The sequence below is a fragment of the Duganella hordei genome, assembly GCF_040369125.1.
Taxonomy (GTDB): domain Bacteria; phylum Pseudomonadota; class Gammaproteobacteria; order Burkholderiales; family Burkholderiaceae_D; genus Rugamonas; species Rugamonas hordei.
The window spans coordinates 25,673-38,372 of the sequence record NZ_BPWI01000030.1 but is presented as its reverse complement, the minus strand read 5'-3'; the positions used below and the strand labels follow the sequence as shown (position 1 = coordinate 38,372).

The window sequence follows — 12,700 nt, the reverse complement described above, 5'->3', positions numbered from 1 at the left end:
GTTAAGGTCTGGTAACCCCAACCTACTCATGAATCACGATGGCCGCCTCATCATTGCTCAAGCCTCGGCGCCGAACTCGGCACCAACTTCATACACCACGCCTGGGGACACAATCGTCCCGTTTGTCTTTTTACATCGCGATCTCCTTCACCTTCAGGGCGCAAGTCAGCATTTCAGAACCTCCTGAATTGCACGCACTTGCGCAGGCTTTAGCTGCCCGATACGCTCAATGATCGAATACACCAGGACATATTCGTCCGGCTCCGCGCATTGAGGAATTTCTACTTTTCGGCGGGATAGATCTGCGGCGCGCTGTAGTGCACTGGCTTCCGCTTCACTTAAATCGAGGGCGACTTTTAGACGTTGGACCAAGGATGCTGGCGGAGAACCCTTGCGCCCGCTTTCGAGCCCACTAAGGTAGGACTGGTCGAGTTCGAGCATGCTCGCCAGCTGCTTTTGAGGCAGACGTCGATCTCTTCTCAACCCGTGCAGCGCCAACCCGAAAGGAGTCACGATCCATCCTTTTTACTGTCCAATTTACCCTCATTCTACCCGAGGAAAGATTGCTGAAAAAGAGATAAATTCAGGAAAATCAATGGCTTGCGTTGACTATTGTTGTGTTATCTTTGTCGATAGGCTTGAGAAATCCCATTCGACAAAACGATTTCTGCAATCAGAAGCGAGGAATGCAGTGAAAAAAATAGGAGCGCGAGGCCCCTATTTTTTTCACTAACTTTGAAGATTTTTTTTCACAGGAGTGGAACGTTTTGCACTAACCGTGAAACCCTACAACACGGGCATTTAAACGTCGATGTTACCAGCCCGCAGCGCATTGTTCTCGATAAACGCCCGGCGCGGCTCCACATCATCCCCCATCAGCGTAGTGAAGATCTGGTCCGCAGCAATCGCATCTTCGATCTGCACCTTCAGCAAGCGGCGCACGGTAGGATCCATGGTGGTCTCCCACAGCTGATCCGGATTCATCTCGCCCAGACCTTTGTAGCGCTGCTTGGACACCACACGCTCCGCCTCGTCGCGCAGCCACTGCATCGCCTGGTGGAAGTCGACCACGGCCGATTCCTTGGTGCGATCGCCTTCGCCGCGGCGCACGTAGGCGCCTTCGCCGATCAGGCCCTTGAACGTGGCGGCCGCGCTGGCCAGCACGTTGTAGTCGGCGCCTTGCACGAAGTCGGCGTCGATCGAGCTGACCTTGATGTTACCGTGATGCATACGCTCGATGCGCAGCGCGTGCTTCTCGGACAGCTCGTCCGAAATCACCGTGATCTTGACCGCGATGTCGTTGATCTCGCCCATCATCGCGCGCGCCGATGCTTCGGCCTGCTCTTGCGTGTCCAGGTTCAGGGTCACGCCGGTCATGATGGCGGTCAGCGCGGCGCGGTCGATCACGCGCGTCAGGCGCATCATGATGACGTTGGCCAGGTTGAACTGGCGCACCAGCTCGCCCAGCGGCTCGCCGACGATAGGATCGGTGCCTTCGCGCGGGGTCAGCGCGGCGGTGTTCAGCGCCACGTTCATCATGTAGCTCGCTTCTTCGGCGTCATCCTTCAGGTAGCGCTCGTCGCGGCCGGCCTTGACCTTGTACAGCGGCGGTTGCGCGATGTAGATGTGGCCGCGCTCGACCAGCTGCGGCATCTGGCGGTAGAACAGGGTCAGCAGCAGCGTGCGGATGTGGGCGCCGTCGACGTCCGCATCGGTCATGATGATGATGCGGTGGTAGCGCAGCTTCTCGACGTTGAATTCGTCCGGGCCGATCGACGTGCCCAGCGTGGCGATCAGCGTGGTGATCTGTTCGGACGACAGCATCTTCTCGAAGCGCGCCTTCTCCACGTTCAGCACCTTGCCTCGGAGAGGCAAGATGGCCTGGAACTTGCGGTCGCGGCCCTGCTTGGCGGAGCCGCCTGCGGAGTCACCCTCGACGATGTACAGTTCGCACAGCGCCGGGTCTTTTTCCTGGCAGTCGGCCAGCTTGGCCGACAGGCCCAGGCCGTCCATCACGCCTTTGCGGCGGGTCAGGTCGCGGGCCTTGCGGGCCGCTTCGCGCGCGCGCGCCGCTTCGACGATCTTGCCGCAGATGATCTTGGCGTCGTTCGGTTTTTCCTGCAGGTAGTCCGACAGCGTCTTGGCGACGATCTCTTCGACCGGGCCGCGCACTTCGGACGAGACCAGCTTGTCCTTGGTCTGCGACGAGAACTTCGGCTCCGGCACCTTGACCGACAGCACGCAGGTCAGGCCTTCGCGCATGTCGTCGCCGGAGATTTCCACCTTGGCCTTCTTGGCGAATTCCTGCTCGTCGATGTACTTGTTGATGACGCGGGTCATCGCGGCGCGCAGGCCGGTCAGGTGGGTGCCGCCGTCGCGCTGCGGGATGTTGTTGGTGAAGCACAGCACCTGCTCGTTGTAGGCGTCGTTCCACTGCATCGACACGTCCACCGAGATGTTGGTGCCCTGGTCCGACATGCGCTCGCCGGTGGCCTGGAACACGGTCGGGTGCAGCACGGTCTTGGCCTTGTTGATGTACTCGACGAAGCCGCGGGTGCCGCCTTCGAAGGCGAAGATTTCTTCCTTGCCGGTGCGCTGGTCGGTCAGCTTGATGTTGACGCCGTTATTCAGGAACGACAGCTCGCGGATGCGCTTGGCCAGGATCTCGTAGTGGAACTCGACGTGGGTGAAGATTTCCTCGTCGGCCCAGAAGTGCACGTCGGTGCCGCGCTTGTCGGTTTCGCCGATGACCTTGATCGGCGAGACGGCGAAGCCGTCCTTCTCTTCCAGCTCGCGGTTCTGCGGCACGCCACGGACGAATTCCATGTAGTGCACCTTGCCGTCGCGGCGGATGGTCAGCTTGAGCAGCTTGGACAGCGCGTTGACGCACGATACGCCCACGCCGTGCAGGCCGCCGGAGACCTTGTACGAGTTCTGGTCGAACTTGCCGCCGGCGTGCAGCTCGGTCATGACGATCTCGGCGGCGGAGCGCTTCGGATCGTGCTTGTCGTCCATCTTCAGGCCGGTCGGCACGCCGCGGCCGTTGTCGGTGATCGAGATCGAGTTGTCCGAGTGGATGGTGACGTGGATTTCCGTGCAGTGGCCGGCCAGCGATTCGTCGATCGAGTTGTCCAGCACTTCGAACACCAGGTGGTGCAGGCCGGTGCCGTCCGAGGTGTCGCCGATGTACATGCCGGGTCGTTTGCGGACGGCTTCCAGACCTTCGAGGATCTGGATCGATGAGGCGCCGTATTCTTCGGTTTTGGCCGGTACTGGTACTGGATTCTCTTCTGGGATGGCGGACATGTGCTGCTTTCTCTGTTATCGATTACTGGTGTTCAAACGGCGGCTGCAAAAAAATCAAATGCGCATCGGCATGACGACGTACTTGAAGTCGGCATTGTCCGGGATCGAGATCAGCGCGGACGAGTTCGAATCGCCCAGGGCCACGTTGACCTGGTCGCACTTCAGGTTGTTCAGCACGTCGAGCAGGTAGGTGACGTTGAAGCCGATGTCGACGCTGTCGCCGCCGTAGTCGATTTCCAGTTCCTCGACCGCTTCTTCCTGGTCGGCGTTGGTCGAGCTGATCTTCATGCTGCCCGGGGTGATGATGCAGCGGACGCCCTTGAACTTGTCGCTGGTCATGATGGCGGCGCGCTGCAGCGAGCGCAGCAGCTCATCGCGGCCGATCGTGAACTCGTTCTTGTAGCCTTTCGGGATCACGCGCGTGTAGTCGGGGAACTTGCCCTCGACCAGCTTGGAGATCAGCTCGATGTCGGCAAAGGTCAGCTTGACCTGGTTGGCGGCGATGTCCAGCTGCACGGTCTCGTCGTTCTCTTCCAGCAGGCGCTGCAGTTCGATGATGGTCTTGCGCGGGATGATCACTTCCTGGCGCTCGAACGATTGCTCGGTCTCGACCTGGCAGAACGCCAGGCGGTGGCCGTCGGTGGCCACGGCGATCACGTTCTTGCCGTCCAGGACCAGCAGCAGGCCGTTCAGGTAGTAGCGGATGTCCTGCTGGGCCATCGAGAAGTGCACCATGTTGAACAGGTGCTTCAGCGTTTTCTGCGGCAGCGTGACGGAGGCGCTGTAGCTGTCGGCCTGCTGCACGGTCGGGAATTCCTCGGCCGCCAGCGTCTGCAGCGCGAAGCGCGATTTGCCGGTCTGTACCGTCAGGCGCTTGTTCAGCAGGGTCATCGTCACGTCGCCCGATTCAGGCAGCGCGCGCAGGATGTCGAGCAGCTTGCGCGCGGCCACGGTGGTGCCGGTCACTTCGCTGCCGGAGCCGATGTCGGCGTTGGTGGTGATCTGGACTTCGGTGTCGGTCGACAGGAAGGATACGCTTTCGCCCTCTTTGCGGATGAGGATATTGGCCAGAATCGGCATGGTGTGCCGACGCTCGACAATACCGCTCACGATCTGCAGTGGCCGGAGAAGGGTATCTCGGGTGGTTTTGACCAATTGCATAGATTATCCTCAATAGTAAAGATTAAACGATATTTTTATAACAATGTTGCCTTGTGAGCAGCCGTGCATTTTTGCCTAGATCATAAAGGCAAACCCACTGTCCCGCTAGCCTTTCAACGTCTGTTCCAACACGTGCAGTTCGTGGTTGCATTCCGGGTTCTTGGTGCGGTCCAGCGCGATCTTGCGCACGGCGTGCAGCACGGTCGTGTGGTCGCGGCCGCCGAACAGCTCGCCGATCTCCGGCAGGCTCTTTTGCGTCAGCTCCTTGGCCAGGTACATCGCGATCTGGCGCGGCCGGGCGATGTTGGCCGGGCGACGCTTGGAGTACATGTCGGCCACCTTGATGTTGAAGAAGTCCGCCACCGTCTTCTGGATGTTTTCCACGGAGATCTGGCGGTTCTGCACCGACAGCAGGTCCTTCAGCGCTTCCTTGACGATGTCGATCGTGATGTCCTTGCCGTGGAAGCGCGAGTACGCCAGGATCTTGCGCAGCGCGCCTTCGAGCTCGCGCACGTTCGAGCGCAGGTGCTTGGCCACGAAGAAGGCCACGTCGTCGGAGAAGGTCACGCCTTCCTGCTTGGCTTTCTTGAGCAGAATCGCCACGCGCATTTCCAGCTCCGGCGGCTCGATCGCCACCGTCAGGCCGGAGTCGAAGCGCGAGATCAGGCGGTCGTCCATGCCGGTGATTTCCTTCGGATAGGTATCCGAGGTGATGATGATCTGCTTCTTGGCGGCGATCAGCGCTTCAAACGCGTAGAAGAACTCTTCCTGCGTGCGGCTCTTGCCGCCGAAGAATTGAATATCATCGATCAGCAGCATGTCGAGCGAGTGATAGTAGTGCTTGAAGTCGTCGAAGCCCTTGCGCTGGTAGGCGGTCACCACGTCGCGCACGTACTGCTCGGCGTGGATGTAGCGGATCTTGGCGCCCGGCTGGTCGGCCATCACCTGGTTGCCGATGGCGTGGATCAAGTGGGTCTTACCCAGGCCGACGCCGCCGTAGAAGAACAGCGGGTTGTACGACACGCCCGGGTTGTTGGCCACCTGGATCGCGGCGGCGCGCGCCAGCTGGTTGGCCTTACCTGTGACGAAGCTGTCGAAGGTCAGGTCGGTGTTGATGCGGCTCTGCTCGCGGCGCGGCGCGGCCGAGGCCGGCAGTTCCGGCACCGACGGCACCGGGTCGGCCATGCGCGCGTTGCCGCTCGGGACGCCGCCGTTGTGGTCGGGCACGGGCGCGACGGTGGTGGCCTTCTTCGGCGCGGACAGGCGCGGATCGAGCACGAACTGCACCTCGGTCGGCGCTTCCCAGTACTGGCAGGCCAGGGCCGTGATGCGGCTGGCGAACTGGGTCTTCACCCAGTCCAGCTTGAAGCGGTTCGGTGCCGCCACACGCAACTTGCCCGCCTCGTAGTCGAGGGGAATGAGCGGCTTTATCCACGCGCTGAATTGTTGCGGCGTCAGCTCCAGCTCCAGCTGGGCGGAGCAGGTCTGCCAGAAATTTTCCATGAATCTTTTATCTATTCTTTTACTGCTGATAAGGGTGCGAGCGGACCTGGGTTCGCCACACGTAACGCGCTATTCTACTCTCGCCGGGCAAAGTTATCCACAGGCACGACGCTTATTTTCGCAGTTTCGGCGGGGTATTGGCGCGGCGGCGGCGGGCTCCTGACCTGATCAGTTGTTGACAAGCGAGACCGAAATGCTGATAATTCAGGGTTCCCCGCCCGTATTCCTTGTTTATTCACATGAACGTCAATATGGAGTAAGCGTGGATTTAGCGGGCGATGAGATGGACCCAGCTTGTGCCGGAGCGTTGGCATGGGTGCGCGAAGTGTCATTGGCACCAAAAACTGACGGGGCCACAACCCGATTTTGCATTTTTTTCTGCTTTTAGCGAGACCAACATGAAACGTACTTACCAACCTTCCGTTGTACGCCGTAAGCGTACCCACGGCTTCCGCGCTCGTATGGCTACCCGTGGTGGCCGTGATGTGCTCAACGCACGCCGCGCCAAAGGCCGCAAGCGTCTGGCTGTATAAGCCACTGCTTGTTAGCTGATCGCGTGGAAAGCTGTATTTCAAGCGGCTCGACAGGCGAAGGTTCACACGACTTCGCGCGCGTTCGGCGTATCGTTAAAACGGATGAATTTTCATCCGTTTTTCGTTTGCGCCCTACGCAAAAAAGCGCGCACTTCGTGCTTTACACCCGTCTGAATGACTTGCCGCATGCGCGGCTGGGCGTCGTTGTGGCCAAGCGATTTGCGCCGCGCGCCGTCACGCGCAACACGATCAAGCGCGTTACCCGCGAACTGTTCCGCCAGACCGCCCTGCCGGCGATCGACTGCCTGGTGCGTCTGGCCAAGCCGGTCAACAGCAAGGATGGGCCGGCCACCACCGCCAGGCTGAAAGCGGACTTGCGGGTGGAGCTGGCACGCCTGTTCGCCCAGGCCAAGACGGCAAAACCGCCGAAACCGGCCTTGCCTTCCGCGCCGCCGCCTCCACCTGTGGCATCATGAAAAAATTGCTACGTTTCCTATTGCGCGCTTACCAGCTGACGATCAGTCCGCTGATGACGCCTTCGTGCCGCTTCCATCCAAGCTGCTCGAACTATGCGCTGGAAGCGTTGCAAGTGCATGGCGCGGCCAAGGGCAGCCTGCTGGCGGCCAAACGCATTTGCCGCTGCCATCCGTGGAATCCGGGCGGGCACGATCCCGTTCCCCCGGCGGACGGCAAAACGAATACTTCAACGACCGCTTGCGGTTGCAACCACTCCTGATAAATACCCTAATGGATATCAATAAACGTACCATCCTGTGGATCGTGTTTGCCGTGTCGCTGGTTATTCTCTGGAATAACTGGCAGGTCTCGACGGGTCGTCCTTCCATGTTTGCTCCGGCCCCGGCGCAAACCGCCAAGGCGCCGGAAGCGAAAAAATCCGATCTGCCTGCCGCCAGCGCGACCGCCACCGGCGCCGCCGCCTTGCCTGGCGCGGGCGCCACGGCGGCCGCCGAGCCGTTCAAGAGTGAGCGCATCACCGTCACCACCGACGTGTTCCGCGTCGACATCGACACGCTGGGCGGCACCATCAAGCGCCTGGAACTGCTGAAGTTCAAGGACGGCGTCGATCCGACCAAGAACCAGGTGCTGTTCGACGTCGACGGCGCCACCGGCAAGACCTATCTGGCTGAAACCGGCCTGGTCGGCGCGCCCGGCCTGCCGAACCACCAGACCGGCTTCGTCGCCAAGCCCGGCCCGCGCATGCTCAACGACGCCAACCAGGTGCAACTGGTGCTGGAAGCGGAGCAGGGCGGCGTCAAGCTGACCAAGACCTTCACCTTCAAGCGCGGCGACTACGTGATCGACGTGCGCCACGACGTGGCCAACGTCGGCACCGTGCCGGTCAAGCCTGAGCTGTACATGCAGCTGATCCACGACGGCAACAAGCCGGCCGGCGACTCCTACTTCAACAGCAGCTACACCGGCCCGACGATGTACACCGAGGCCGAGCACTACAAGAAGATGAAGTTCGAGACGCTGGAAAAAGAGGCGCAGGAATCGATCAAGACCGGCAAGCCGGCGGTGCAGGATCACCCGACCAAGGCCGACAACGGCTGGGTCGCGATCTCGCAGCACTTCTTCGTCTCGGCGCTGGTCCCGCAGGACAAGCTGACGCGCGACATCTTCACCAAGAAGGTCGACAACAACCAGTACGCGATCGGCACCATCCAGCCGTTGGGCACCCTGGCGCCGGGCGCCACCGTGAGCAACGAAGCCAAGCTGTATTCGGGTCCGCAGGAATCGAAGCTGCTGGAAAAAGTCACGCCGGGCCTGGAGCTGGTCAAGGACTACGGCTGGCTGACCATCATCGCCAAGCCTATCTTCTGGGTCATGGACCACATCCACCAGGTGCTGGGCAACTGGGGCTGGACCATCATCGCCTTCACCATCCTGATCAAGCTGGCGTTCTTCCCGCTGTCGGCCGCCGGCTACCGCAGCATGGCCAAGGTCAAGCTGGTCACGCCGAAGATGCAGGCCATCCGCGAGCGCTACAAAGGCGATCCGGCCAAGATGAACCAGGCCACGATGGAGCTGTACAAGACCGAGAAGATCAACCCGCTGGGCGGCTGCCTGCCTATCCTGGTGCAGATGCCGGTGTTCATCGCGCTGTACTGGGTGCTGCAGGCCTCCGTTGAAATCCGCGGCGCGCCGTGGATCGGCTGGATCACCAACCTGGCCGCGCCGGATCCGTGGTACATCCTGCCAGTGCTGTACGCGATCTCGATGTACATCACCACCAAGCTGAACCCTGCCCCGGCCGACCCGATGCAGGCGAAGATGATGCTGTTCATGCCGCTGGCGTTCTCGGTGATGTTCTTCTTCTTCCCGTCCGGCCTGGTGCTGTACTGGGTGGTGAACAACGTGCTGTCGATCGGCCAGCAGTACGTGATCTCGAAAAAATTCGCTCCGCCGGCCGCTGCGTAAGCATCCCGCCAGTGTTGCTAAAAAGCCCGTGTTAATCGCGGGCTTTTTTATACTTTACAATTCCCCCATGAACCTTGACTCTTCCCCCATCGCCGCCATCGCCACCGCACCGGGACGCGGCGGCATCGGCGTCGTGCGCGCCTCCGGCAAAGACCTGAAACCGCTGATCGCCGCGCTGTTCGGCGCCACCAGCTTGCAGCCGCGCCACGCCACCTACATCCCGTTCAGGCAGGCCGACGGCGCCATCATCGACCAGGGCATCGCCATCTGGTTCAAGGGCCCGCACTCCTACACCGGGGAAGACGTGCTGGAACTGCAGGGCCACGGCGGCCCCATCGTGCTGCAGCTGCTGCTGGCGCGCGTGCTGGAGGCGGGCGCCGAGATGGGCCTGCGGCTGGCCGAGCCGGGCGAATTCACGCGCCGCGCCTACCTCAACGACAAGCTCGACCTGGCGCAGGCCGAGGCCGTGGCCGACTTGATCGACGCCTCGACCGAAGCGGCGGCCAAGTCCGCGTCGCAATCGCTGTCGGGCGCGTTTTCGAAGACGGTCAACGCGCTGGTGGACGGCGTGACCGGCCTGCGCATGCTGGTCGAAGCGACCTTGGATTTCCCGGAAGAGGAAATCGACTTCCTGGAAAAATCCGACGCGCGCGGCCAGCTGGCCGGCATCGTCGAGGCGCTGGAAACCGTGTTCCGCCAGGCGGCGCAAGGCGCGCTGCTGCGCGAGGGCCTGAACGTGGTGCTGGTGGGCCAGCCCAACGTCGGCAAGTCGTCGCTGCTCAATGCGCTGGCCGGCACCGACGTCGCCATCGTCACGCCGATCGCCGGCACCACGCGCGACAAGGTGACCGAGACGATACAGATCGAAGGCATCCCGCTCAACATCATCGACACCGCCGGCATCCGCGCGGCCGGCGAATCGGTGGACGTGGTCGAGCGCATCGGCATCGAGCGCACCTGGGGCGAGGTCGGCAAGGCCGACGTCATCCTGCACCTGCTGGACGCCGACCACGGCCCGACGCGTGCCGACGAAGGCATCGTCGCCGCCTTCCCGCCGGGCGTGCCGGTGCTGCGCATCTGGAACAAGATCGACCTGTCGGGCCACAAGCCGGGCGTGGACGCGATGGAGGACGCCACGCACGTCTACCTGTCGGCGCACGAGCATATCGGCATCGACCTGCTGCGCACGGAGTTGCTGCGCATCGCCGGCTGGCAGCAGACGGGCGAATCGCTGTACCTGGCCCGCGAGCGGCACCTGATCGCCTTGAAGAACGCCGGCGCCCACCTGGCGCGGGCCGGCGAGCACGCCGCGCAAAACGACCAGTCGCTGGATTTGTTCGCCGAAGAGCTGCGGCTGGCGCAGGTCCAGCTGTCGAGCATCACCGGCGCGTTCTCGTCGGACGATCTGCTGGGCGTGATTTTCTCGCGCTTCTGCATCGGCAAATAAGGCGGCCATGATCCTCTACCACAGCATCGCGGCGCGTTCCTTCCGTCCGTTGTGGATGCTGGAGGAATTGGGGCTGGCCTACGAACTGCGCGTGATGGCCTTCCCGCCGCGCGTGCACGACAGGTCCTATCTCGACATCAATCCCTGCGGCACCGTGCCCGCCTTTTTCGACGGCGCGGTGCGGATGACGGAATCGGCGGCGATCTGCCAGTACCTGGCCGAACGCCATCCGGCCGCCAGGCTCAACGTCGCGCTGGACGAAGCGGATTACGGCGCCTGGTTGAATGACCTGCACTTCGGCGAAGCCACGCTGACTTTTCCGCAAACGCTGGTGCTGCGTTACGGCCGCTTCGAAACGCCGGAGCGGCTGCAGCCGCAGGTGGTGGAAGATTACTCGCGCTGGTTTTTATCGCGGCTGAAAACGCTGACGCCGCGGCTGGAGCAGGCCGACTGCCTGTGCGCCGGCCGCTTCACGGCAGCGGACATCTCGGTGGGCTACGCGCTGCTGCTGGCCGAACAGCTGGGACTGCATACCGCCTTTACGCCGGCGGTCGCCGCCTACTGGCAGCGATTGCGCCAGCGTCCCGCCTTTGTGCGCGCCCAGGAAGCCGAACGCAACGCCGCCATCGCCCAAGGTGTATCGACGGTGCCGGCTCCGCTCAGCGTCTAAGAACACCCGGGGTCAGTGCCGACATTCGGTGATGTTGATGCGCGTGGCGTTACGCGCTACACTGCATCATGATAAAGTCATTCCATCACAAGGGGTTGAAGACATTTTTCGAGACGGGAAGCTTGGCTGGAATTCAGGCGGCTCATGCGCCCAAGCTGGGCGCCATGCTGCGTCGCTTAAATGAGGCTAGCTCTCCGCAGGGAATGAATCTGCCCGGATGGGGACTGCACCCGCTTAAAGGGAAGACGCTCAAGGGGCACTATTCCGTACGGGTAAGTGGCAACTGGCGCATGACGTTCAAGTTCGAGGGGACGGATGCGATCCTTGTAGACTATCAAGATTATCATTAAGGAATAAGCATCATGGCACGCATGTTTAATCCACCACATCCGGGGCTGACTTTACGGGATGACGTTTTACCCGCACTGGGCTTGTCCGTAACGGAAGCTGCGCAGCAACTGGGCGTCAACCGCGTCACGCTGTCCCGCGTCCTCAATGGCCGCGCTGCAATTTCGCCAGAGATGGCTTTGCGAATCGAAGCTTGGTTAGGCGTAGATCGCGGTGGTGAGGCTCGGCTGTGGCTCGCTGAACAAAGCGCATACGATGTGTGGCAGGCTGCTCAGCGTTTCATTGACACACCGATGCAGGTGCGGCCAGCACCGCTGGCTGCCTGAAGTTCTTTCGACTTAATATGGCGAGCCGGTCACGTCCAGAGGCAGCTGCCACAGCGCGCCGGCGCCGGTGATGTAGAGGGTCTTGCCGTCGGCGCCGCCGAATGCGGCGTTGGTCACGTTGGCGTCGACCTTGATCGTGGCGATCTGCTTGCCGGCCGGCGTGAACACGCGCAAGCGCTGGTCGGTGTGCTCGGTCACATAGATGTTGCCGTGGCAGTCGACCGCCATGCCGTCCGGGATGCCCAGCTTCGCCACCAGGTCGCTGCCCTTCTGCGGCTTGCCGTCGACGATCTTGTAGGCGCGCAGCACGCCGTGGTCGCCCACCATGCCGTTCACGTACAGCACGTCACCTTTCGGCGACAGCGAGACGCCGTTCGGGTTCTTCAACGTGTCGTCCACCACCGTCACGCCGCCATCCTTCGCCACGCGGTACACGCGGGTCTTGTCCTGGCCGCCCGGCGCCGCTTCGCGCTGGAAATCCGGATCGCTGAAGTACAGCGTGCCGCCCTTGGTCATCGCCATGTCGTTCGGCGAATTGAAGACGTTGCCCTGGTACTTGCCGACCACATCGCTGCGCTTGCCATCCAGCGTGTAGCGCGACACGCTCTTGTACTTGTGCGTCGCCGCCAGGATGTTGCCGTCGTTGTCCACCGCCAGGCCGTTGCTGCCGCTGTCCTCGATCAAGGTGCTGACCTTGCCCGACGCGTCGAGCTTGCGGATGCGCGAAGGGAAGCCGGGGCCGAAGGTGAAGTCCGAGAAGTACAAGGCATCCTTGATCCATACCGGCCCTTCGTACAGCCCAGGCTCGGTGCGGGTCGAGTTGGCGGCGGCGATGCGCGTCGCCACCAGTTCGCCCGACGGCGCCTTGCCGGTGCACGACGCGGCAAAGGTGGACGGTACGGCCAGCACGGCGGCAAGAACGAGGGCGGAACGGAGCAGGGTCATGGCGGGCAGGCTTTCTGAA

At 61.9% G+C, this 12,700-nt stretch carries 13 protein-coding genes; 8 read left to right on the top strand and 5 right to left on the bottom strand.

Features of this window, described 5'->3' with window-relative positions; all coding sequences use genetic code 11:
* Positions 1–165: 165 nt before the first annotated feature.
* The 4 genes from ABWW33_RS31860 to dnaA all read right to left on the bottom strand — a co-directional run bounded on the left by ABWW33_RS31860 (position 166) and on the right by dnaA (position 5,970).
* The gene (locus ABWW33_RS31860; protein WP_353405421.1) at positions 166–513 is read right to left on the bottom strand and encodes a helix-turn-helix domain-containing protein; all 348 of its coding nucleotides are present in this window, start codon (positions 511–513) and stop codon (positions 166–168) included.
* 288 nt (positions 514–801) lie between these two features.
* Complete coding sequence (gyrB, locus tag ABWW33_RS31855; protein WP_353405420.1) at positions 802–3,306, bottom strand: DNA topoisomerase (ATP-hydrolyzing) subunit B; 2,505 nt, start codon at positions 3,304–3,306, stop codon at positions 802–804.
* A gap of 54 nt (positions 3,307–3,360) precedes the next feature.
* Positions 3,361–4,467 (bottom strand): DNA polymerase III subunit beta, encoded by a 1,107-nt coding sequence (gene dnaN / locus ABWW33_RS31850; RefSeq protein WP_161084215.1) that lies wholly within the window; start codon positions 4,465–4,467, stop codon positions 3,361–3,363.
* A 105-nt stretch (positions 4,468–4,572) separates the two neighbouring features.
* Positions 4,573–5,970, bottom strand: coding sequence for a chromosomal replication initiator protein DnaA (gene dnaA, locus ABWW33_RS31845; RefSeq protein WP_176655856.1), 1,398 nt, complete (start codon positions 5,968–5,970; stop codon positions 4,573–4,575).
* A 398-nt stretch (positions 5,971–6,368) separates the two neighbouring features.
* Here dnaA and rpmH point away from each other — a divergent pair, with 398 nt between their 5' ends.
* From rpmH to ABWW33_RS31805, 8 genes are all read left to right on the top strand, one after another.
* The gene (gene rpmH, locus ABWW33_RS31840) at positions 6,369–6,503 is read left to right on the top strand and encodes a 50S ribosomal protein L34 (RefSeq protein ID WP_010401996.1); all 135 of its coding nucleotides are present in this window, start codon (positions 6,369–6,371) and stop codon (positions 6,501–6,503) included.
* A 35-nt stretch (positions 6,504–6,538) separates the two neighbouring features.
* Entirely contained in the window at positions 6,539–6,979 is a 441-nt protein-coding gene (rnpA, locus tag ABWW33_RS31835; protein WP_176655913.1) for a ribonuclease P protein component, read from the top strand.
* Positions 6,976–7,239 carry a membrane protein insertion efficiency factor YidD gene (gene yidD / locus ABWW33_RS31830; RefSeq protein ID WP_176655855.1) on the top strand — a complete coding sequence of 88 codons (264 nt, stop codon included), beginning with the start codon at positions 6,976–6,978 and terminating at the stop codon, positions 7,237–7,239. Before rnpA ends, yidD begins: the two co-directional genes overlap by 4 nt.
* A gap of 11 nt (positions 7,240–7,250) precedes the next feature.
* Positions 7,251–8,945 carry a membrane protein insertase YidC gene (gene yidC, locus ABWW33_RS31825; RefSeq protein WP_353405418.1) on the top strand — a complete coding sequence of 565 codons (1,695 nt, stop codon included), beginning with the start codon at positions 7,251–7,253 and terminating at the stop codon, positions 8,943–8,945.
* A gap of 67 nt (positions 8,946–9,012) precedes the next feature.
* Positions 9,013–10,392: a tRNA uridine-5-carboxymethylaminomethyl(34) synthesis GTPase MnmE gene (gene mnmE, locus ABWW33_RS31820; RefSeq protein WP_353405417.1), complete on the top strand. Its 1,380-nt coding sequence runs from the start codon at positions 9,013–9,015 to the stop codon at positions 10,390–10,392.
* Positions 10,393–10,399: 7 nt separating this feature from the next.
* On the top strand, positions 10,400–11,062 hold the full coding sequence (locus ABWW33_RS31815) for a glutathione S-transferase family protein (RefSeq protein WP_353405416.1): 663 nt from the start codon (positions 10,400–10,402) through the stop codon (positions 11,060–11,062).
* A gap of 68 nt (positions 11,063–11,130) precedes the next feature.
* On the top strand, positions 11,131–11,412 hold the full coding sequence (locus ABWW33_RS31810) for a type II toxin-antitoxin system RelE/ParE family toxin (protein ID WP_176655851.1): 282 nt from the start codon (positions 11,131–11,133) through the stop codon (positions 11,410–11,412).
* A 12-nt stretch (positions 11,413–11,424) separates the two neighbouring features.
* A complete protein-coding gene (locus ABWW33_RS31805; RefSeq protein ID WP_176655850.1) occupies positions 11,425–11,736 on the top strand; it encodes a HigA family addiction module antitoxin in 312 nt (103 codons plus the stop codon).
* A gap of 12 nt (positions 11,737–11,748) precedes the next feature.
* Here ABWW33_RS31805 and ABWW33_RS31800 read toward each other — a convergent pair whose 3' ends face one another.
* Positions 11,749–12,681, bottom strand: a complete 933-nt coding sequence (locus ABWW33_RS31800; RefSeq protein WP_353405415.1) for an SMP-30/gluconolactonase/LRE family protein — start codon at positions 12,679–12,681, stop codon at positions 11,749–11,751.
* Positions 12,682–12,700: the final 19 nt, after the last annotated feature.

Coding starts and splice junctions, on each gene's coding strand:
- ABWW33_RS31800 (WP_353405415.1), bottom strand. CDS start 12,681: ATGACCCTGCTCCGTTCCGCCCTCGTTCTTGCCGCCGTGCTGGCCGTA.
- dnaN (WP_161084215.1), bottom strand. CDS start 4,467: ATGCAATTGGTCAAAACCACCCGAGATACCCTTCTCCGGCCACTGCAG.
- ABWW33_RS31815 (WP_353405416.1), top strand. CDS start 10,400: ATGATCCTCTACCACAGCATCGCGGCGCGTTCCTTCCGTCCGTTGTGG.
- ABWW33_RS31805 (WP_176655850.1), top strand. CDS start 11,425: ATGGCACGCATGTTTAATCCACCACATCCGGGGCTGACTTTACGGGAT.
- yidC (WP_353405418.1), top strand. CDS start 7,251: ATGGATATCAATAAACGTACCATCCTGTGGATCGTGTTTGCCGTGTCG.
- gyrB (WP_353405420.1), bottom strand. CDS start 3,306: ATGTCCGCCATCCCAGAAGAGAATCCAGTACCAGTACCGGCCAAAACC.
- ABWW33_RS31810 (WP_176655851.1), top strand. CDS start 11,131: ATGATAAAGTCATTCCATCACAAGGGGTTGAAGACATTTTTCGAGACG.
- dnaA (WP_176655856.1), bottom strand. CDS start 5,970: ATGGAAAATTTCTGGCAGACCTGCTCCGCCCAGCTGGAGCTGGAGCTG.
- yidD (WP_176655855.1), top strand. CDS start 6,976: ATGAAAAAATTGCTACGTTTCCTATTGCGCGCTTACCAGCTGACGATC.
- rpmH (WP_010401996.1), top strand. CDS start 6,369: ATGAAACGTACTTACCAACCTTCCGTTGTACGCCGTAAGCGTACCCAC.
- mnmE (WP_353405417.1), top strand. CDS start 9,013: ATGAACCTTGACTCTTCCCCCATCGCCGCCATCGCCACCGCACCGGGA.